The organism is Sphingobacterium sp. HSC-15S19, from assembly GCF_050433745.1.
Taxonomy (GTDB): Bacteria; Bacteroidota; Bacteroidia; order Sphingobacteriales; family Sphingobacteriaceae; genus Sphingobacterium; species Sphingobacterium siyangense.
In genome coordinates, this window is sequence record NZ_JBNPWQ010000036.1 from 32,477 (window position 1) to 53,718 (window position 21,242).

Below are 21,242 nucleotides of genomic sequence, written 5' to 3' on the forward strand. Positions count from 1 at the left end.
TTATTGTGCGCTTTACACCACTAAATATCGCTAGTGCATGCCTTGTTGCCTGGTTTGTTATGGAAAACCCCAATGACGAAAAGGCCTTATTTACTTGGGGCGCATTTATCCTATTGTTGTTGATATTGACCGTCATTGATATTGTATTTAGGGTCTTTGTAAAGCCAAATAAAAAAATGTGGTTATTACAATTGGCATTTTTGGTAGTCGTTTGTGTCACCAGTTTAATTGTCAAAGTAACCTTTGGGTAAGAAGTAAAATTAAAAATAAAGACGAGTTAGGTTGTGAATCGATGGCAAATATAGTTCCTGTTTCAAAAAACATAGCTCAATATAAATAGCTCAATAATATTAAAATGAAAAAAGCTGAAATAAAATTACAGGTAGAGTTAGATGAAAACAACGTGCCTGAAAATATCATGTGGTCTTCTACAGATGGAAATAATGCGGAGGAATTACCTGCAAAAGCGATGTTTTTAGCCCTATGGGATTCACATTATAAAAATTCAATGCGTATTGATCTTTGGACTAAAGATATGCCCTACGATGAGATGAAACGTTTTTTCTATGAAACGCTGCAAACATTGGGCGACTCTTTTATCCGTTCTTCAGGCGGTGATCCGATGGCGGAAAAAGTTATTGGCGACTTGCGTGATTACTGTGCGCATTTTGCAGATAAAATGGAAGTTTTAATGCCACAACAATAGTTTTTAACGCTTAACAGAAATTTGACCATGCAATACTTCTTAGTAAAATCTGAACCATTTAAATATAGCTGGGAACAATTTAATAAAGATGGCCGTACATTTTGGGATGGCGTTCGTAATTATCAAGCTAGGAATAATATTAAAGCTATGAAAGAAGGGGATCTGGTTCTGTTCTACCATAGCAATGAAGGAAAAGAAGTTGTGGGGGTGGCCAAAGTCGTCAAGGAATTTTATCAAGATCCGACAACAGATGATGAGCGTTGGGTCGTGGTGGATCTGGCACCTGTTGAGACGCTGAAGAAATCCGTTACGTTGGAAACCATTAAGGCTGATGAGCAGTTGCAGGATATCGCCTTGGTCAGACAAGGACGTTTGTCTGTAATGCCTTTGAAGCCAGAAGAATTTGATCGGATTTTAGCGCTTGGCAACGCGTAAGCTACCGTGAATAAATCGACCCGGTGTATGGGGATATAAAAAAAGGGAAAACGATCGTTTTCCCTTTTTGATTATTTACAAGGTATGTAAGTCATGAACATCAAGCATTAGTTCTTTTGGCTAAAAAGACTGACCAGCGCTTTTAATTTTTTTGCATTTTCAGGCTTTAATTTCCCCGCGAGAATAAGGCGCAGTTCTCTTCGTTGTAATGCATCTTCGTAAGCTTTGTGTTCTATATCTGTTTCCGGAATTAATACAGGCACAGCTTTAGGATTGTTATCCGCATCAACAGCAACAAAGGTATAATAAGCTTCGTTGGTTTTTACACGGGTGCCTTCCGGTAAATTAGACGCGAAAATTTCCATGCGTACTTCCAAAGAACTATTAAACGCACGCGTTACCTGAGCTTGTATCGTGACGACCTCACCAAGTTTAATGGAGCGCTTAAAAGATACATTGTCGACTGATACTGTTACGACGACATTGCTACAGTGTTTTTGAGCAGCAATAGCCGAACAGATATCCATCCAATACAATAAACGGCCACCCATCAAATTCCCAAAAGTATTTGTGTCGTTGGGTAATACCAATTCGTTCATCTCAGTGTATGACTCTCGCGCAAATTTCTCTATCATATCATTATTTGTCATTATCGTCCAAACGTTTTGAATTGATTATCTATGATTGCCAAAGAATCCATAAATGACGTCGGCACATAACCCAATTCAGCGTTAGATCTAGTCAGATCAAAGCCTGTCTGCCGTGGCCTGTTCTCCGCCTGTCCAATGCTGGCAGCACTGATCTCTGAAATCAGTCCTTTGTCTAGTTGCCAGTAGTCTGCAATTTTGTAGACTGCCTCATTGATCGACATTAATTCTGCTCCTGAAATATGAAATATTCCCTGCGCTTTTCTGTCAATAGCGAGTTGGCAAGCATAAGCTAAATCATCCACAAAGGTAGGCATTCTCCATTGGTCATTGACTACTTTTATGGGCTCATTTTGCGACAACTTACTTTTAGCCCATAATACTAGATTCGAACGATTGGGGTCAGCATTGATCCCATATACTAATATCGTGCGAAGGATAGCATAATTACAGTTGGATTGTACAAGCACTTGTTCGGAAGCATATTTACTCTTCCCATATTCACTTTGTGGATTGGGGAGATCTGTTTCATCATAAGGCGCATTTTTTTTGCCATCAAATACAAAGTCCGTGGATAAGTGGATCAGTTGTGTCTGATGTGCAGTACAATAGGAAGCCAGATCGGCTACGAGATCGACGTTAAGCAATTGACATGCTGCTTGATCTGCTTCACAAGCTTCCACACTGGTCATAGCTGCTGTATGTACAATTGCATCAAAAGTTTGTGCAGATAAAAAATCTGTCAGTTTTTCCCGATCCGATAGGTCTACCTGAAAGAAAGCATAATTCACTTGATTCGGGTTACGATTTGGACCCTTTGAAATGGCGACAACATCATATTGGTCATTTTTAGCAAGTAAATCAACGACTTTTTGGCCAAGGAATCCATTGGACCCTGTCACTAGAATTTTTTTCATCAACAATAATTAAATGATATCCAAGCACCTGTTTATAAAGACTCGTTTGCAGGGTCTTAAGTGCGCTGTTTAGTTTATTCGTGTATGTCTACAAACTAATTTACTAATCTCTGTTATAGTATTTGAGCATATAAAAAGCTAGATTATCACATGCTGTTAGACACAAATCCGCCTTTTTTGTTTTAGTTGGTCCATATAAAATCCATTTTACTGGATTGTTTCATGATATTTTCAACTACTGTTTTTTCTAGATCCAAAATGGATTTTAAAGCGTTATAATCGATTTTATCGGCATCATCGGTCGGCATATGATAGTCTGGGTGTCCACCAGTATGGAAAAACAACACCGGTATATTCTTTTTGTAGAATGAAGTTTGGTCAGATCCGCCGTTGCCCTCCTTGCTAAGATTAAATTTTATAGGTGCCTGAACATCTTTGAATATAGCTGGCCATTGACTACTTGTTCCATAGCCGATTACAGCAAGGCCATTGCTGGGATTATAACGGCCGATCATATCCATATTGAGCATGGCTGTGATTTTCTCCAATGGTAGGGTAGGGTGTTCCGTAAAATATTTGGAACCAACTAATCCCAATTCTTCCGCTCCGAAAGCAATAAACAACAAGTTGTAGGGTTCTTTTTCATTGTTGCTGCTAAAGTAACGTGCGAGCTCCAATAAACCAGCAGTACCAGAGGCATTATCGTCGGCTCCATTGTGGATTTTGCCTACTCCTAAGGAGTCTTTTGAACTTCCTTGACGACCTGTTCCCAAGTGATCGTAATGTGCGCCTATAACAACTGTTAAGTCTGCACCATTGTCAATAAATCCAATGATATTATCTGCATTGCGAATGCTGTCTGCAACTTTTACTTTCCAGACTTTGGCTTTGAAGGATTGGCGGTACCCTTTTTCACCTTTAGGCTCAAGTTTGTATTTTTTGAATTCCTTTTCAATATAATCTGCAGCTTGAAATACTTCCTTACTGCCCGTTCCCCGTCCCTGCATTTTGTCGTCAGCGAGGTAATAGATATGTTTCTTTAAGTTGGAAACTTCGATCTGTTGTGCCTGTGCTATTTGGATTCCTAGTAGGCCGCAAAATGTCAGAAGTAGGCTAATGTTTTTCATGCTAATAGTAGAGTTTAGATAGTTGTATTGGGTTATATGTACAAAAAAATAAAAGCCTTGGGATTAACAAGGCTTTTAGGGATATTTCGTTAATCTTCAACGATTTCACTGTGGATGCTGGATTTCTCTTCTTTTTCTGTTTTGAAATACCGTTTTTGAAATAACAGGATCAAAACCACCCCAACAGAAATTGCCGAGTCGGCAATGTTGAATACAGGTCGGAAGAAGAGGAACTCTTCACCGCCCCAAAAGGGCACCCAAGAAGGGAAGTTGCCTTGAATTAATGGGAAATAAAGCATATCGACCACTTTTCCGTGCAGGAAGGAAGAATAACCACCACCTGCTGGGAATAAACTTGCTTTATCATACCAGGTACTTTCACTAAAGATGACACCGTAAAAAGCAGAATCGATGATATTTCCTAAGGCACCGGCAAGAATTAGGGCAACATTCAAGATGAAACCACGGTTATACTTATTTTTGATCATGTAATGCAGGCCGTATCCAATACCAGCTACGGCTAAAATACGAAATACCGTCAAAAATAATTTTCCATAATCACCGCCAAATTCCATACCATAGGCCATTCCATTGTTTTCAATAAAATGAATCTGGAAAAATTTGCCCAATACATGGTGGCTTTGTCCAATTGTCATTGTGAGCTTAACCCATATTTTTGACAATTGATCTATTAAAAGTATCGCTACGATGAGCGCGATCGGTTTCGTATAACCCTTCATTGTGTTATAAAAATGGTCTTTGCCTAAGCAAAGACCATATATTTAATGCCTAAAATTAATATTGTTTGTTTTTCGCTTCGATGCTCAACGTTGTATGTGGAACAGCTTTCAAACGTTCTTTTTGAATCAGTTTTCCGGTCTCTCTACAGATACCATACGTTTTGTTCTCGATGCGCACCAACGCTGCTTCTAGGTTGTCGATAAATTTCTTTTGACGAGCAGCCAATTGATTTGTTTGCTCTTTTTCTAAAGTAGCTGAACCGTCTTCCAATGTCTTGTACGTTCCAGCAGTATCGTCGGTACCATTAGCATTACTGTTATTAAGCGTTGCGGTCAACGAGGAAAGCTCTTCTTTTGCTATTCTAAGCTTGTCCAAGATAATATCTTTGAATTCTTGTAATTCTGAATCGCTATAGCGTGTTTTCTCGTTGTTGTTTGCCATAATTTAATTTTTTTGGATTAATGCCTTAAGTTCTTTGCCATCGATCTCGATGGTCTCTCCTTCAGTTAGTGAATCTTCAAATACCAATGAATCGGCCAGAATTTCGGTGCAAATATACGATAAATTTTCGTTGGCAGCATTGACCACTTCTGAAGCAGCTGTTAACTTTACGTTAATTCTATCAGTGACTTCTAATCCTTTATCCTTCCTTAGATTTTGTAGGCGGTTGATCAATTCTCTTGACAAACCTTCTTTTTTCAATTCTTCGGTGATATGTACATCTAATGCTACGGTCAATTTACCTAGATTCGCTACTTGCCATCCTTCAACGTCTTCTGCTATAATTTCTACATCGCTCAGTAAAATCGTATATGGCGTGCCTGCTAGGGCCAATTCGCCTGTTGATTCCAACGTGCTGATTTGATCTATAGTCAACGATTGGATAGACGAAGAAACTAACTTCATATCCTTACCAACTTTCGCGCCAAGAGCTTTGAAATTTGGTTTTATTTTTTTCTTAATAATACCAGTGGTATCTGTAATGAACTCGATATCTTTGATATTGGTCTCAGAAAGTATCAGATCTTTTACTTTCTCTACCTTTTCTTGGAAAGCACTATCAAGTACCGGAACCAAAATTTTGTTTAATGGTTGACGTACATTGATGGAAGTTTTCTTCCGTAAAGAAAGTGTTAGCGATGAGATATCCTGCGCTAAAGCCATGCGTTCTTCCAGATCTTTATCGACTAGACTTTCATTATAAACCGGGAAATTCGCCAGGTGAACAGATTCAACTTGTTCCTTGTTAGTGGCTGAATTCAAATCCAGGAATAATCTATCCGAGAAGAAAGGTGATATTGGGGACATCAATTTCGCAATCGTATCAAGACATGTATAAAGTGTTTGATAAGCCGAAATTTTATCTTCTGTATAATCTCCTTTCCAGAAACGACGACGGCAAAGACGGACATACCAGTTGCTGAGATGTTCATCAACAAAGTTTTGAATAGCGCGCGCGGCCTTTGTAGGCTCGTAATCCGCTAAGTATTCGTCTACCTCCTTGGTCAACGAATTTAACAAGGAGATAATCCAACGGTCAATTTCAGGACGTTTTTCCAAAGCGATATCTGGTTCTGAATACGAGAACTTATCGATATTGGCATACAATGCAAAAAAAGCGTAGGTATTATATAAAGTACCAAAGAATTTACGGCGGACTTCATCCAATCCTTCCATATTGAATTTAAGGTTGTCCCATGGTGCGGCATTGCTGATCATGTACCAGCGTGTTGCATCGGCACTGTATTGATCGATCGTCGAGAATGGATCAACACCATTGCCTAGGCGTTTGGACATCTTATTTCCATTTTTATCCAACACCAAGCCATTGGAAACCACGTTTTTGAAGGAAACCGATTTGTACATCATTGTAGAAATCGCATGTAAGGTGAAAAACCAACCCCGTGTTTGATCAACTCCTTCAGCGATAAAGTCTGCAGGGTATGCATGATCAAATCCAGCTTTAAAAGGAAACTCTTCGCCTTTGGCTAGTTTTTCGTGATCCAATCCCCATTGTGCATAAGGCATTGCGCCCGAATCAAACCATACGTCTATCAGATCAGGTTCGCGGAATAACTTTTGTCCGGCATCAGAAACAAGAACGATATCGTCAACATATGGACGGTGAAGATCCAGTTGCTCGGTGTCGAATTTATCCAAGTAAGCTTTATTTTTCGCTTTTTCATCGTTAGATAAAACGTCTGAGGTCAAAGAAGCTTCCAATAAGGACTTTAATTCAGGTAAGGAGCCGATACAAACTTCTTCATTTTCGTCTTCTGAACGCCAGATAGGAAGTGGAGTTCCCCAGTAACGCGAACGCGAAAGGTTCCAGTCCACCAAGTTTTCTAACCAGTTTCCAAAGCGGCCGGTACCGGTTGCTTCAGGTTTCCAGTTGATGGTTTTATTTAATGCAACCAAATCTTCCTTCACTGCTGTCGTGCGGATAAACCAGCTATCTAATGGATAGTATAGAACAGGTTTGTCTGTACGCCAACAATGTGGATAGGTATGCTCATATTTTTTGACATCGAAAGCTTTGTTGTCCTCTTTTAGTTTGATAGAGATCAACACGTCTGTGGGTTTGAAGTCTTCTTTTGAACGTTCCTCTGCGCTGTAATATTCCTCTTTGACAAATCTTCCGGCAAAATCTGTGATTTCACTTACAAAACGTCCGGTACGGTCAACAGTAGGTACCTCTTTTCCACTTTCATCTTTCACCAAGATGCCCGGTACACCATGTTCTTTTGCTACACGAAAGTCATCCGCACCATAAGTAGGAGCAGCGTGAACGATACCGGTACCGTCTTCAGTCGTAACAAAGTCGCCTGGAATAACGCGGAAAGCATTTTCTTGTAAGTCCTCGTTGGTGATATAAGGCAACAATTGCTCGTAGCGCAAGCCAACAAGTTCTTCGCCTACAAATTCTGCTGCAAGCTCCCAAGGAATTACTTTGTCGCCCAATTTATAGTCTTGGAAGGATGCATTTTCTCCTTCCGCTTTAAAATGTTTGCTGATCAAATCTTTCGCTAACACGACAGATACAGGAGCACCAGTATATTTATTGAAAGTTCGGATCTTAACATAATTTATTTTCTTGCCTACAACCAAAGCTGTGTTGGACGGTAAAGTCCATGGCGTGGTCGTCCAGGCAATGAATGCTACATCCTCCGCATCGTCGTCAACTAATTTTTCTATAGCTGGGTGAAGCTGACTTTTGATAAGTCTAAATTCTGCAACGATGGTGGTATCTTTAACATCTTTATAGGTGCCGGGCTGGTTAAGTTCATGCGAACTCAATCCCGTACCTGCTGCCGGAGAGTAAGGTTGTATCGTATAACCCTTGTACAAAAGACCTTTTTTGTAAAGTTCTTTTAATAAATACCATAAGGTTTCGATGTATTCATTCTTGTAAGTAATATAAGGATGCTCAAGGTCAACCCAATAGCCCATTTTGGTGGTTAGGTCATTCCATACATCGGTATATTTCATTACCTCCTTGCGACAAGCGTCATTATATTGTTCTACGGTAATCTTTTTGCCGATATCCTCTTTTGTGATTCCAAGAGCTTTTTCGACAGCAAGTTCAATGGGCAGACCATGGGTATCCCAGCCGCCTTTTCGTTTCACTTGGTAACCTTTCAAAGTCTTGTAACGACAGAAAATATCCTTAATCGTACGTGCCATCACGTGGTGAATTCCAGGCATTCCATTTGCAGAAGGCGGACCTTCAAAAAATGTATAGGTCTTGCTTTCAGGACGATTATTGATACTTTTTTCGAATATTTTTTCCTGTTCCCAACGGGTCAAAATCTCTTTACCTATCTCGGGTAAATTTAACTGCTTATATTCTTTGTACATCAGACTGTTGTATGCTTCTTTTCTAAAGGTCGCTAATTTAGTGATTTATGATGGAAAATGAAAGAGGGCTTTGTTGTGCTTATATCATTAAATCGAGGTTGAACTTTTTGAAATCTCCCCCCTTGATCAACTGGCGAAAATGATGGAAGCATCTGCTACGACAAAGGGACTACCCATGGCAGTCCCTTTGTTATTTCATTCTTGCTGAAATTCAGTTATGCTGAAAAACTGCTTCCGCATCCGCAGGTACTTGTTGCATTGGGATTGTTGAATGTGAAGCCCCTTGCATCGAGTCCCGATTTGAAGTCGATTTCCATACCGGCAAGATATAGGCCATGTGCTTTGTTCATAAAGATGCGAATTCCTTGAATTTCGTATTCGTTATCGCCGTCCTTTTTCTGGTCAAAGCCCAAGATATAACTCATACCGGAACAACCGCCGCCTTCAACACCGACACGTAAACCAAAATCATCAGAGATTTCTTGTTGATCCTTTAATTTATTTAGTTCCTTGATTGCCCCTTCTGTTAAGGAAACAGGAGCAACTGCTGTATGTTCTGTACTCATTGTAATAGTGTTTTAGCCAATCCAATACAAAAATACATTTTTTTAATGGCAAAATGCTTGACCGGAATTTTTTGACATTTTCGAAACATTCAATTCTTCGTACGCTTATTCGGTCCGATAGCACCATAAAATGATCTTGACCTAATTAGGTAATTCGCATAAATAAGGCTGTTTTTCTAAGAATATTTAATAAAATAGGACTTTTTGTCGATATTCTTTATGGAATATGCTATCTTTGAGGCATTAAAATAAACTACAAAATTTACTTTACAACATTTAAAAACAATGGAAAGAGATCAAGCCATTTTTAATTTAATAGCTGATGAGCTTAAACGCCAAGAAGAAGGTATTGAATTAATTGCTTCAGAAAACTTTGTTTCAAAACAAGTGATGGAAGCTGCTGGTTCAGTGTTGACAAATAAATATGCAGAAGGCCTCCCAGGAAAACGTTACTATGGAGGTTGTGAAGTTGTGGATGAGATTGAAACCATCGCAATTGATCGTGCAAAACAATTATTTGGCGCAGAATGGGTAAATGTTCAGCCTCACTCTGGTGCTCAAGCAAATGCGGCTGTTTTTTTGGCGACAATCAAACCTGGTGACAAAATTTTAGGTCTTGATTTATCTCACGGTGGTCACTTGACACACGGTTCACCAGCGAACTTATCTGGTAAGATCTATCAACCATTATTTTATGGTGTAAAAGAAGATACAGGTCTAATTGACTACGAGCAATTGGAAGAAACAGCGCTTCGTGAAAAACCAAAGATGATCATCTGTGGTGCTTCGGCTTATTCTCGTGATTGGGATTACGCGCGCATTCGTAAAGTTGCTGACGAGATTGGTGCTATCGTAATGGCTGATATTTCTCACCCTGCAGGTTTAATCGCTCGTGGTTTATTGAATGATCCACTTCCACATTGCCATATCGTTACGACAACGACACACAAAACGCTTCGTGGCCCACGTGGTGGTATGATTATGGTCGGTAAAGATTTTGAAAATCCATGGGGCATCAAAACACCTAAAGGTGAAATCCGTACAATCACGCAATTATTGGATTTAGCTGTATTCCCAGGTACACAAGGTGGTCCTTTGGAGCATACAATCGCAGCGAAAGCAATAGCTTACGGTGAGGCTTTATCCGATGAGTATATGGAATATATCGTTCAGGTAAAGAAAAATGCAGCTGCATTGGCACAATTCTTTGTGGAAAGAGATTACAAGATCATCTCTGGTGGTACAGACAATCACTTGATGTTGGTGGATCTTCGCAACAAAGATATTTCTGGTAAAGAAGCTGAAGCTGTATTAGGTAAAGCCGGTATTACAACAAATAAAAATATGGTTCCTTTTGATACACGTTCTCCTTTTGTGACTTCAGGTGTACGTTTTGGTACTGCTGCAATTACAACACGTGGTATTAAAGAGAATGAAATTATACAAATTGGCGAGTTGATCGATGAGGCATTGAAAAATGCATCTAACGATGCTCAACTGGATTTGATCCATGGCAAAGTAAGAGCAATGATGGCTGAGTTCCCATTGTATAAATAAGAAATTCCCCTAGGAATAAAAAAAAGCGGAATCACCGATGCGGTGGTTCCGCTTTTTTATTTTCCTACAGCTATTCTCAGCATAACATGTATGGTATAAGCCCGTACCAATTTAACTTATCACGGGAATTATATAATAACCTGAACCGTATTTTATACGGTTCAAATAGGGATTCATCCGAATGAGGTCCCTATTAGGTCCCTATTAACTCCCTATAAAGTTCGGATTGAATAATGCCTCATTGGCGTGTTGTCCTTCTCATGTACAACTGCTGGTTCTAGCTTGTTTCGGAGGGAATGGGAGTATTGCCTTAAGAGCTCGGTTTGGAAATGTGAGGTAGATAACTTATTTTTAAATGTTAAAAAACCTTAAAATAAATTGTAATAATTTGATTACTCATTTATTTTGCGGTAATTTGGTTTTAGATTAATTGATTGTTTTACAATAAGAAAGGATAGTTTATACGGCAAACATTTACATTTTAACACAGAACTGATAATTTATTTGCGAACTGCTAAAAAAGTAAGTGACGTATGAGACTTCTAAAAGGTAAAAGCGATCAAGAGTTGATCCAAATGTATGTCGGTGGCCAAGAGTCCGGTCTAGAGGCATTGTTGAATCGATATAAATCGAAAATATATACTTCTATATATATGAAAGTAAAAGATGAATATCTTGCTGAAGATATTTTCCAGGAGACTTTCATTAAAATCATCAACACATTAAAATCCGGTAAATATAATGAAGAGGGTAAGTTTTTACCTTGGGCTATTCGTATAGCACACAATATGATTGTTGACTTTTTTAGAAAAGCAAAACGTGCTCCAAATATTGTGAATGCAGATGGCTTTGATATTTTTGAGGTGCTCGAATTTAGTGATGAAAGCGCAGAGTCAAAAATGCTCAAACAGCAGGTTGATGTTGATCTTAAGAAAATGATCCAAAAACTTCCGGACGATCAAAAAGAAGTGCTCATTATGCGACACTTTTGTGATATGAGTTTTAAAGATATTGCGGAAATAACGGAAGTAAGCATCAATACTGCTTTGGGGAGGATGCGCTACGCATTGAGTAATTTACGTAAGATGATTGAAGGTACCGATCTTACCCTGCAAATGGGCTATTTATAATAAAGGGGGCATTTCAAAACGCCCCTTTTTATTTACATTCCTAATTGGGATTACGGGCAGTATCGCTTCTTTTGTATTTTACCATCTTTTCTTTTATAATAAGGCGATGCTAGAATCCTCTGTGCATTATGCCGTCAAAAGCCATTTACTTCAATAATTCGCTCCTGATTGAACTTAAAATAACTGCGCGCCTTCAGAAATGACCGATGAGTATACGTATTGAATTCTTGTTAATCAGTGTAAGTGTTTCGCTGCATCGAAGCTGAAAGCGGGGTTATTTGTCCAAATGATGTGGTAATTATGTCATGTGGAGATCAGAAGAACCTGTTCTTTTTGTCAGGTCAAAGACTTTTTTTATCTTAGAAATTTATGCATATACCTTTTTTCAACGATTGGAATAAGGTTTGATAGTCATATTATAACTATAAAACGATTGAATAGCTATGTACTTGATTTTATTTATTGGAATAATGGTGGTAAGCCTAATTGTCCAAACAAGATTCAAAAACAAATTTAAGAAATACTCCGAAATGCCTTTGAGCAACGGGATGTCTGGAGCTGAGATTGCGCAAAAAATGTTAAATGATAACGGTATATATGATGTAAAGGTATTGTCTATCCCAGATCGTTTGGGAGATCACTATAATCCGTCGGATAAAACCGTTAATTTAAGCCCTGAAGTTTACAGTGGTCGCAGTGTTGCAGCTGCAGCGGTAGCGGCACACGAATGTGGTCACGCTGTACAGCACGCCAAAGCCTATAAATGGTTGGGTTTCCGTTCGGCAATGGTACCGATGGTCAATGCGGCTTCCAAAATGACTTCATGGGTATTGATGTTGGGCGTTATGCTGTTTGCTTTTTCTAAAGGTGGTAATCCATGGCTTTTAGCTGTTGGAGTTGGGGCGCTGGCTATTACAACCTTATTTTCTTTTATCACCTTGCCTGTCGAGTTTGATGCGTCGAACCGCGCGCTGGAATGGTTAAACCATGCTGGTGTAACCTATAATGGTGAAGAGCATGACGGTGCAAAAGATGCTTTGAAATGGGCGGCGATGACATATGTTGTAGCAGCGTTAAGTGCGTTGGTGACACTTTTATATTATGCATCGATTTTATTCGGTGGCCGTAGAAGTGATTAAATACGGGTATTGTAACTTTACCCTACAAAAATGCGATTATTTTTTATAGTCGCATTTTTTATGGTGTGTTAATGAGGTTACTATAGACAATTTTTTTAACTTTGCTGTTTATATAGAATAAGATTCAGATTTTATGTTTTCAAATCTTCAAGATAAGTTAGATAGGGCCTTTAAAGTATTAAAAGGACAAGGTAGTATTACCGAGATCAACGTTGCAGAAACGATGAAAGAAATTCGCAAAGCGTTGTTGGATGCCGATGTGAATTATAAAACTGCCAAAACTTTTACCGACGATGTTAAACAAAAAGCTTTAGGCGAAAATGTACTGACAAGTATTTCCCCGGGCCAATTGTTGACGAAGATCATGAATGATGAGTTGACAGCTTTGATGGGCGGATCTGTTACAGAGCTTGAGACTGGAAAAAATCCAACAGTCATTTTAATTGCGGGTTTGAATGGTGCTGGTAAAACAACGTTCTCAGGTAAGTTGGCCTTGTACCTTAAAGATAAAAAGAATAAAAAACCATTATTGGTGGCTGGTGACGTTTACCGTCCTGCAGCGATCGATCAATTGGAAGTGCTCGCGGAACAAGTGGGCGTACCAGTGTATGTGAATCGTGAATCTAACGATCCTATTGCGATTGCCAGAGCCGGTGTGGAAGAAGCAAAACGTAATGGAAATAACGTCGTAATCATCGATACAGCTGGTCGTTTGGCGATCGATGAGCCTTTAATGGTAGAGATTACTGCAGTTAAAGAAGCGACAAAACCAGACGAAATCCTATTTGTTGTGGATTCAATGACTGGTCAAGATGCCGTGAATACGGCTAAAACGTTCAACGACCGTCTGGACTTTACAGGTGTAGTATTGACTAAGTTGGATGGTGATACACGCGGTGGTGCTGCATTGTCGATTAAATCTGTCGTTAATAAACCCATTAAGTTTATTGGTACAGGTGAAAAGATGGATGCATTGGATGTATTCCACCCTGATCGTATGGCATCCCGTATTTTGGGTATGGGTGACGTCGTATCCTTAGTGGAACGTGCGCAGCAACAGTTTGATGAGAAGCAAGCTGCAGAGCTCCAAAAGAAAATCCGTAAGAATAAATTCGATTTCAACGATTTTAAATCCCAGATTCAACAAATCAAGAAAATGGGTAATATGAAAGACCTCATGGGAATGATCCCTGGTGTTGGTAAAGCAATGAAAGATATTGAAGTAGATGACAATGCTTTCAAACCCATTGAAGCGATTATCGATTCCATGACACCTTTTGAACGCGAAAATCCAGATGTCATTGATCAAAAACGTCGTTTACGTATTGCGAAAGGATCAGGTACTGATATTAATGAAGTGAATAAGTTATTGAAACAATTTGGTGATATGCGTAAAGTCATGAAGCAGATGTCTAATCCAGCGATGGCAGCTAAAATGATGCGTAATATGCCCAAAATGCCAGGAAAAATGTAATTTTTAGAGAATAGTTACATCATAAGAAGGGCATCGTTTTATACGATGCCCTATTTTTTTTTTCTGAAAGTGTCTAATCTTATTGGCCAGAAAGAATCTTCATTCCGCTTTCATTGCTGTTGGAGTCTGCGAAGTCATGAAGGTTTTGATCATTGTATTGCCTTTTTGATTAATTTTTTCGTTTCTACTATGCGCTGTACAAGATGAATCTAGGTTACTTGCGGACAGGATACTGCTGGTTGATTCCGCAAAATTCGAACTGTTTTTAAAGAAATAATTCGTAATTTCAAGTTCCTCACCCGAGTGAACGAAATATTTGTTAAATTTGTAATTATTATGGATGACCCCGCGCAATTATCGGAATACGGCAAAATCCTTATCATTCTTCTGATAGGGGCGCTGTTAGTCTGTGCGACCATTTTTCTTGCACGTTTAATCTCTCCGAAAAAGAATAATCCCATCAAATCTGGTACCTACGAATGTGGAGAGGATCCCATTGGTTCTTCTTGGGTTCAGTTTAATCCACGGTTTTATGTGATCGCCCTCGTATTTTTACTTTTTGATGTGGAGCTTATTTTTATTTTTCCATGGGCCACTGTATTTGGACAGTCCGAATATATTGCGGCAGATGGAAGGTGGGGATGGTTTACCATGATTGAAATGGCTATGTTCATTGGTATTTTAATTCTAGGATTGGTTTTTGTCTGGAAAAAGGGCGATTTAGAATGGGTTAAACCAAATGTGTCCTTACCTAAAGTTCCTGTACCTATCCCGGATAGCGCCTATGCAAGCCTGAATAGTAAGACTTATCAGGTGCGTGATTATGCACTGGTTGTAGATGAAACTGTCGCGCACAAAACAACGATAGATGAACAGGTGTCGACACCGAAACCAGCCTTTAAACCTCGATTTAAAAAAACTGAGTAAGCATGAGTTTAGATAGTCAATTGCAGAATAATGGTGTTATTGTTGCCAAATTAGATGATTTGCTGAATTGGGCAAGATTATCTTCAATGTGGCCTATGAGCTTTGGTATTGCTTGCTGTGCCATTGAAATGATGGGGGCAATGGCTTCAACTTACGATTTAGATCGGATGGGCGTATTTCCAAGGCCTTCTCCAAGGCAATCCGACGTGATCATTATTGCTGGAACGGTTACCTTTAAGATGGCCGATCGTATCAAGAAACTATATGAACAGATGCCAGATCCTAAATATGTTATTTCGATGGGCTCTTGTTCCAACTGTGGTGGTCCATATTGGCAGCATGGTTATCATGTGGTCAAGGGGGTGGATCGCATTATCCCTGTGGATGTTTATGTCCAGGGATGTCCACCACGTCCCGAGGCGCTAATTGGTGCTTTTATTGAATTGCAAAAAAAGATAGACAAAGAAAGCTTGTTAGGTGAGCAATTGTTCAGCGGAAAAGCTTAAAAGATAAATTTTATAAGATTTTAAATCAATTATGGCAAAAGATTTTTATGGTGAATTGCAATTGGGTATTCTTGGCGGTGGTCAACTGGGAAGAATGCTCATCCAGGAAGCCATTAATTACAATGTAAATGTTCATGTATTGGACCCGGATAAGAATGCTCCTTGTCGCAAGTTGTGCAATAAATTTGAATGTGGTTCATTGGGCGATTTTGAAACGGTCTATAATTTCGGTAAGGATCTGGACATGATCACGATCGAGATCGAGAAGGTGAATGTAGATGCTTTGGAGAAACTGGAAGGAGAGGGAGTAATTGTATATCCACAATCACGTATCATTCGTCTGATTCAAGATAAAGGTCTACAAAAGCAATTTTTTAAACAAAACGATATACCAACTTCGGCGTTTCAATTGATATCCAATAAGGATAATTTAGTAAATGCCTCATTAAGCTTACCCTATATCCAGAAATTACGTAAGGATGGATATGATGGAAAAGGGGTAAAGAAGATTGTCACCCAGCAGGATATACAAGATGCGTTCGAAGAACCTAGCTTAATTGAAGAATGGGTAGATTTTGAAAAGGAAATTGCGGTCATTGTTGCCCGGAATGATAAGGGGGAGGTGTCTACATTTCCAATGGTGGAAATGGAATTTAATCCTCAGGCTAACTTGGTGGAATTTTTGATTGCGCCGTCTTTGTATGGTGTAGAGATTCAACAACGCGCAGAGGCTATAGCAAAAAAGATTGCCGATGATTTGCAGATCGTGGGTATATTGGCTGTAGAGATGTTCCTAACGAAAAATGGTGATATTTTGGTCAACGAATTGGCTCCGCGCCCTCATAATAGTGGTCACCAGACAATAGAGGGTAATTATGTGTCGCAATTTGCACAGCATTTAAGGGCTATATTCAATCTACCGTTAGGTGATACCAGATGCAGAACGAATGCCGTTATGATTAACCTGTTAGGTGAACCTGGCTATGAAGGATTGGCCAAATATGAGGGAGTAGAAGAGGTGTTGGCAATGGAAGGCGTATATATCCATTTATATGGAAAGAAATATACGAAGCCATTCCGCAAGATGGGCCATGTTTGTATCATCAATGATGATCGGGAGAAAGCGATCTCCAATGCAAGAAAAGTACAAGAAATATTAAAAGTTAAAGCTTAAACAATACTATGTCAGTCAATAATAAGGCCCAGGTAGGCATTATCATGGGAAGCAAATCAGACCTTCCTGTTATGCAGGATGCTATAGATGTGCTCAAAGCCCTTGGGGTGGAATTTGAGGTAACGATCGTCTCAGCACATCGTACACCACAACGTATGTTTGATTATGCGAAAAATGCAGCATTTCGTGGTTTGAAAGTTATTATTGCTGGAGCGGGTGGTGCGGCGCATTTGCCAGGAATGGTCGCTTCTATTACACATTTACCCGTAATAGGCGTTCCTGTAAAATCATCAAATTCCATTGATGGATGGGACTCGGTACTTTCTATTCTTCAGATGCCAAATGGTATTCCTGTAGCAACTGTCGCTTTAAATGCGGCGAAGAATGCAGGTATATTGGCGGCTCAGATTCTTGGTACACATGATGAAACAATCAGCAAGAATATCATCGAATTTAAAGAAGAGTTGGCGAGAAAAGTAATCGAGACTGCAGTAGAGGTAGAAGATACCGAATTTTAAGCTGACAATCTTACAAAATAAAAAAGGGAGCATTGCTCCCTTTTTTATTTTGTAAGATTTGCCTGTACATAATCGTAGCTTTTTTTGAGACTTTCCATCTTATTTGGCATATAGATATTGTCTTGCTCAACAAAAGCATATTTAAGTCCGGCTTTATTCCTTTCTTTGACGATTTCAGGGAAGTTGATGCTTCCGGTCCCCACTTCGGTATACTTGATATCATTGAAGATTTGCTCAATCGGCAATTTCCCATCTTTGGGCCATTCAATAGGATTGGATTTTGTTTTATCCATATCTTTGACATGCCAAAGTTTAAAACGGTTGGGGAATTTTTCAAACAAAGCTATCGGGTTTTTACCCGCTTTTTCTGCCCAGAAAAGGTCTAATTCAAAATCGACCAAATCAGGCTCAGTGAATGCTAACATCACCTCTTCACCCGTCGTATTATTGCCTAGATCCCTAAATTCCCAGAAATGGTTGTGATAAGCAACTTTTAGACCTAATTTTTTAGCCTGTTCACCAGCCTTATTCAATTGCTCTGCAGCATAGAGATAATCGTCTTTTTTCAATGCATTCAGATCAAACATCGGTGTTACAGGAGCAATCACATATTCTTGACCAAGTTCTTTTGCTGCATCAAAATAAACCGCAAGGTCTTCTTTGTCGGTATGAGCTTTACTGAGGTATTTGGACATATCATAATGGCCTGAATGTGTTTTTAGACCGTTATCATCCAATATTTTCTTCAACTCTTTGTAGGGCAATTTCCAGAACTGTTTGGTAGTGGCGTCTATCCCATAGAGCTCAACATGTTTATACCCAATTTTGGCAATTTGTTCCAAAGATCCTTTCGGATCTTTATCCATTAAATCGCGGATGGAATAAAGCTGTACGCCTATATTCTGTAATGGATTGTCGCTGATTGCACCGGCTTTATTTTGACAAGATATAAAGTTGGGCACCAGATAAGCTGCCGAAAGACCTATTCCAGCTTGCTTTAAAAATTGACGGCGAGAATTGTTCATCATATAATTGATTACTTGTTAGTGTACAATGTACAATTATTTGTTCAGAAATCAATGGTACAACAAGGAATATTTTTGAAGAATATGTTGATCTTATAATTATAAAATCTTCGGAGAGATATGGTATTATGGGGGCGGTAAGAGTCCGTTATAAGGAAAGAGTGAGAAAGAGTGGGGAGGTCTTCATACCAATAAAAAAGGTCTGAATATTTTTCAGACCTTTTTTCTATTCAAGTAGGAAAACTTAAACAGTCATGATATCTTTTTCTTTCAGTTCAGCCAATTTATCAACTTTTACAATGAATGCATCTGTTAACTTTTGAACTTCACCTTCAGCAGTTTTGATTTCATCTTCTGAAGCACCGTCATTTTTTAATTTTTTGATGGATTCGTTTACATCTTTACGGATATTACGAACACCAATACGGCCTTTTTCAGTTTCTTCTTTTACTTTCTTAACCAAATCACGTCTTCTTTCTTCTGTCAAAGGAGGAATATTCAGACGAATAACGATACCGTCATTCTGCGGATTGATTCCTAGGTTGGCGTCTGTGATAGATTTTTCAATTGCGTTGATAAGCGATTTTTCCCAAGGCTGAATGACAATAGTCCGTGCATCAGTTGTATTGATGTTGGCCACTTGTGAAAGCGGAGTGGCGCTACCATAATAGTCTACTGAAATTCCATCTAACATAGATGGAGAAGCTTTACCCGCACGAATTTTAGTTAATTCGGATTCGGTGTGAGCAACTGCTTTGGACATCTTGTCTTTACAATCGTCCAATTCAATTGAAATTAGTTCGTTCATATAAGATTACGTTTTTTACAGATTTAAAATTATTTAACCACAGTTCCGACATGTTCACCATTGGCAAGTTTTAATAAATTGCCAGGTTTGTTCATATCAAATACAATGATCGGTAATTTGTTTTCTTGACAAAGGGTAAAGGCAGTCATATCCATGACATTTAATCCTTTCTCATAAACCTCTGTGAATGATATTTCTTCAAATTTTGTTGCACTAGGATCTTTTTCTGGATCTGCAGTGTAGATACCATCCACGCGGGTTCCTTTCAATACAGCATCGGCATTGATTTCGATTGCACGCAAAGATGCAGCGGTATCCGTTGTGAAATATGGGTTTCCTGTACCAGCTCCGAAAATAACAATACGGCCTTTTTCCAAGTGGCGAACGGCTCTTCTACGAATGAATGGTTCGCAGATTTGCTCCATTTTGATCGCAGTAAGCAAACGTGTCTTTTTCCCAACTTTCTCAAGCGCATCTTGAAGAGCCATGCTGTTGATGACTGTGGCAAGCATGCCCATATAGTCTGCTTGAACACGGTCCATGCCTGATTTTTCAGCGCTTAGACCACGGTATATATTACCGCCACCGATAACAATTGCAATTTCTAAACCTTGATCGTGAATTTCTTTGATATCATTAGCGTATTGTGATACACGGTTAATATCGATACCATAGCTTTGGTCACCCATTAAGGATTCACCGCTAAGTTTTAATAAGATACGTTTGTATTTCATAATTGTTTTTTTGGAAATTTTCCAAAGGTCAAAGATAAAATATTTTTTTCATCCCTTAAGCCTTAAAGTGATATTTATTGTGCTTTTATTGTTTGATTAATGACTTCTTGGTAATACTGCTCATACAAAGGCATAATATTAGACAATTGGAATTTTTTTGCATGATTTAATGCCGCTTCCTTAAATTTTTCTAAGCGTTCTCCATCTTCCAAGATATAAATCGCGTTTTTCGCCATATCTTCAACATCACCAACAGCACTGAGAAATCCAGTTACACCATTTTCATTCAGCTCGGGTAAACCTCCGGTATTGGAAGAGACGACTGGAACTTGACAAGCCATGGCTTCTAAAGCCGCAAGACCGAAACTTTCCGAACTTGAAGGCATCAGAAAAAGATCTGATACAGATAATATTTCTTCCACTGCGTCCTGTTTCCCCAAGAAACGGACGTCTTTGCATACATCAAGTTCTCTGGATAACTCCTCCGCATTTCGACGCTCAGGACCGTCACCTACCATTAATAACTTGGAAGGGATGACATCATGGACTTTCTTAAAAATACGAATGACATCTTCTGTATTTTTGACTTTTCTAAAGTTGGAAGTATGGACCAATATGCGTTCATTGCCCGGTGCAATGGCTTTTTTGAAATGTGACCGATCTTTATTGCTGAACCTGTCCAGATCAATAAAGTTTGGGATCACTTTGATGTCTCGGGTAATGTCAAAGTATTGGAGCGTTTGATCTTTCAGATTCTGTGATACCGCAGTTACGCCATCGGATTGATTGATGGAGAATGTAACAACAGGACTAAAACTCTTGTCTTTACCAACCAGTGTAATATCTGTACCATGTAAGGTCGTTACTACAGGAATATTAATGCCATACGTAGTGAGTAAGATCTGTTTTGCCATAAATGCCGCCGATGCATGTGGAATGGCATAGTGGACGTGAATCAAATCCAACTTTTCAAAACGAACAACATCAACCAGTTTGCTGGCTAATGCAGATTCATAGGGTAGAAAGTCAAAAAGTGGATACTGCGAAACAGCTACCTCATGGTAGTATAGGTTTTCAGAGAAGAAATCCAGACGTGCGGGTTGTCGGTAGGTGATAAAATGGATCTCATGTCCATTAGCGGCCAAAGCCTTTCCTAGTTCGGTTGCAACAACACCACTTCCACCAAAGGTGGGATAACAAACAATTCCTATTTTCATTTGCGTAATTATGTCTGAGCGTATATTTTTAACGGC

22 protein-coding genes are annotated in these 21,242 nt (G+C 39.1%); 11 read left to right on the plus strand and 11 right to left on the minus strand.

Going from position 1 to position 21,242, the window contains the following annotated elements; translation table 11 throughout:
* The first annotated feature begins 5 nt into the window (after positions 1-5).
* From L1283_RS23095 to L1283_RS23105, 3 genes are all read left to right on the plus strand, one after another.
* Complete coding sequence (locus tag L1283_RS23095; RefSeq protein ID WP_075991115.1) at positions 6-251, plus strand: hypothetical protein; 246 nt, start codon at positions 6-8, stop codon at positions 249-251.
* A gap of 104 nt (positions 252-355) precedes the next feature.
* Positions 356-706 carry a gliding motility protein GldC gene (gene gldC, locus L1283_RS23100; protein WP_088160288.1) on the plus strand — a complete coding sequence of 117 codons (351 nt, stop codon included), beginning with the start codon at positions 356-358 and terminating at the stop codon, positions 704-706.
* Between the two features lie 27 nt (positions 707-733).
* Entirely contained in the window at positions 734-1,141 is a 408-nt protein-coding gene (locus L1283_RS23105) for an EVE domain-containing protein (RefSeq protein ID WP_075991117.1), read from the plus strand.
* Positions 1,142-1,248: 107 nt separating this feature from the next.
* Here the strand turns inward: L1283_RS23105 and L1283_RS23110 are convergent, their stop codons facing one another.
* From L1283_RS23110 to L1283_RS23140, 7 genes are all read right to left on the minus strand, one after another.
* On the minus strand, positions 1,249-1,776 hold the full coding sequence (locus L1283_RS23110; RefSeq protein ID WP_046674180.1) for an acyl-CoA thioesterase: 528 nt from the start codon (positions 1,774-1,776) through the stop codon (positions 1,249-1,251).
* Between the two features lie 14 nt (positions 1,777-1,790).
* Positions 1,791-2,705 carry an SDR family oxidoreductase gene (locus L1283_RS23115; protein ID WP_088160289.1) on the minus strand — a complete coding sequence of 305 codons (915 nt, stop codon included), beginning with the start codon at positions 2,703-2,705 and terminating at the stop codon, positions 1,791-1,793.
* Between the two features lie 182 nt (positions 2,706-2,887).
* A complete protein-coding gene (locus L1283_RS23120; protein ID WP_429626479.1) occupies positions 2,888-3,832 on the minus strand; it encodes a M20/M25/M40 family metallo-hydrolase in 945 nt (314 codons plus the stop codon).
* An 89-nt stretch (positions 3,833-3,921) separates the two neighbouring features.
* The gene (locus tag L1283_RS23125; RefSeq protein ID WP_075991120.1) at positions 3,922-4,572 is read right to left on the minus strand and encodes a lipoprotein signal peptidase; all 651 of its coding nucleotides are present in this window, start codon (positions 4,570-4,572) and stop codon (positions 3,922-3,924) included.
* Between the two features lie 55 nt (positions 4,573-4,627).
* Entirely contained in the window at positions 4,628-5,014 is a 387-nt protein-coding gene (locus tag L1283_RS23130; protein WP_046674049.1) for a TraR/DksA family transcriptional regulator, read from the minus strand.
* A 3-nt stretch (positions 5,015-5,017) separates the two neighbouring features.
* On the minus strand, positions 5,018-8,431 hold the full coding sequence (gene ileS, locus L1283_RS23135; protein WP_429626480.1) for an isoleucine--tRNA ligase: 3,414 nt from the start codon (positions 8,429-8,431) through the stop codon (positions 5,018-5,020).
* Positions 8,432-8,646: 215 nt separating this feature from the next.
* Positions 8,647-8,997: a HesB/IscA family protein gene (locus L1283_RS23140; protein ID WP_046674047.1), complete on the minus strand. Its 351-nt coding sequence runs from the start codon at positions 8,995-8,997 to the stop codon at positions 8,647-8,649.
* 285 nt (positions 8,998-9,282) lie between these two features.
* Between L1283_RS23140 and glyA the strand changes: the two genes are divergently transcribed.
* The 8 genes from glyA (at position 9,283) to purE (ending at position 17,422) form a co-directional block, all read left to right on the plus strand.
* A complete protein-coding gene (gene glyA, locus L1283_RS23145) occupies positions 9,283-10,554 on the plus strand; it encodes a serine hydroxymethyltransferase (protein ID WP_075991122.1) in 1,272 nt (423 codons plus the stop codon).
* A gap of 533 nt (positions 10,555-11,087) precedes the next feature.
* Positions 11,088-11,684 carry an RNA polymerase sigma factor gene (locus tag L1283_RS23150; RefSeq protein ID WP_075991123.1) on the plus strand — a complete coding sequence of 199 codons (597 nt, stop codon included), beginning with the start codon at positions 11,088-11,090 and terminating at the stop codon, positions 11,682-11,684.
* 443 nt (positions 11,685-12,127) lie between these two features.
* Positions 12,128-12,823: a zinc metallopeptidase gene (locus tag L1283_RS23155; RefSeq protein WP_088160292.1), complete on the plus strand. Its 696-nt coding sequence runs from the start codon at positions 12,128-12,130 to the stop codon at positions 12,821-12,823.
* 133 nt (positions 12,824-12,956) lie between these two features.
* Positions 12,957-14,297: a signal recognition particle protein gene (gene ffh / locus L1283_RS23160; RefSeq protein WP_429626481.1), complete on the plus strand. Its 1,341-nt coding sequence runs from the start codon at positions 12,957-12,959 to the stop codon at positions 14,295-14,297.
* A 336-nt stretch (positions 14,298-14,633) separates the two neighbouring features.
* Positions 14,634-15,224 (plus strand): NADH-quinone oxidoreductase subunit A, encoded by a 591-nt coding sequence (locus L1283_RS23165; protein WP_088160294.1) that lies wholly within the window; start codon positions 14,634-14,636, stop codon positions 15,222-15,224.
* A gap of 2 nt (positions 15,225-15,226) precedes the next feature.
* Positions 15,227-15,730 carry an NADH-quinone oxidoreductase subunit B gene (locus tag L1283_RS23170; RefSeq protein WP_088160295.1) on the plus strand — a complete coding sequence of 168 codons (504 nt, stop codon included), beginning with the start codon at positions 15,227-15,229 and terminating at the stop codon, positions 15,728-15,730.
* Between the two features lie 31 nt (positions 15,731-15,761).
* Positions 15,762-16,904, plus strand: coding sequence for a 5-(carboxyamino)imidazole ribonucleotide synthase (locus L1283_RS23175; RefSeq protein WP_088160296.1), 1,143 nt, complete (start codon positions 15,762-15,764; stop codon positions 16,902-16,904).
* A gap of 8 nt (positions 16,905-16,912) precedes the next feature.
* Positions 16,913-17,422 carry a 5-(carboxyamino)imidazole ribonucleotide mutase gene (gene purE / locus L1283_RS23180; protein ID WP_088160297.1) on the plus strand — a complete coding sequence of 170 codons (510 nt, stop codon included), beginning with the start codon at positions 16,913-16,915 and terminating at the stop codon, positions 17,420-17,422.
* A gap of 44 nt (positions 17,423-17,466) precedes the next feature.
* Here the strand turns inward: purE and L1283_RS23185 are convergent, their stop codons facing one another.
* The 4 genes from L1283_RS23185 to bshA all read right to left on the minus strand — a co-directional run bounded on the left by L1283_RS23185 (position 17,467) and on the right by bshA (position 21,206).
* Positions 17,467-18,450: a sugar phosphate isomerase/epimerase family protein gene (locus L1283_RS23185; RefSeq protein ID WP_333885945.1), complete on the minus strand. Its 984-nt coding sequence runs from the start codon at positions 18,448-18,450 to the stop codon at positions 17,467-17,469.
* Between the two features lie 241 nt (positions 18,451-18,691).
* Positions 18,692-19,255, minus strand: coding sequence for a ribosome recycling factor (gene frr, locus L1283_RS23190; RefSeq protein ID WP_429626482.1), 564 nt, complete (start codon positions 19,253-19,255; stop codon positions 18,692-18,694).
* Positions 19,256-19,284: 29 nt separating this feature from the next.
* The gene (gene pyrH, locus L1283_RS23195; protein WP_075991132.1) at positions 19,285-19,989 is read right to left on the minus strand and encodes a UMP kinase; all 705 of its coding nucleotides are present in this window, start codon (positions 19,987-19,989) and stop codon (positions 19,285-19,287) included.
* A gap of 74 nt (positions 19,990-20,063) precedes the next feature.
* Positions 20,064-21,206 (minus strand): N-acetyl-alpha-D-glucosaminyl L-malate synthase BshA, encoded by a 1,143-nt coding sequence (gene bshA, locus L1283_RS23200; protein WP_424545452.1) that lies wholly within the window; start codon positions 21,204-21,206, stop codon positions 20,064-20,066.
* Positions 21,207-21,242 lie beyond the last annotated feature (36 nt).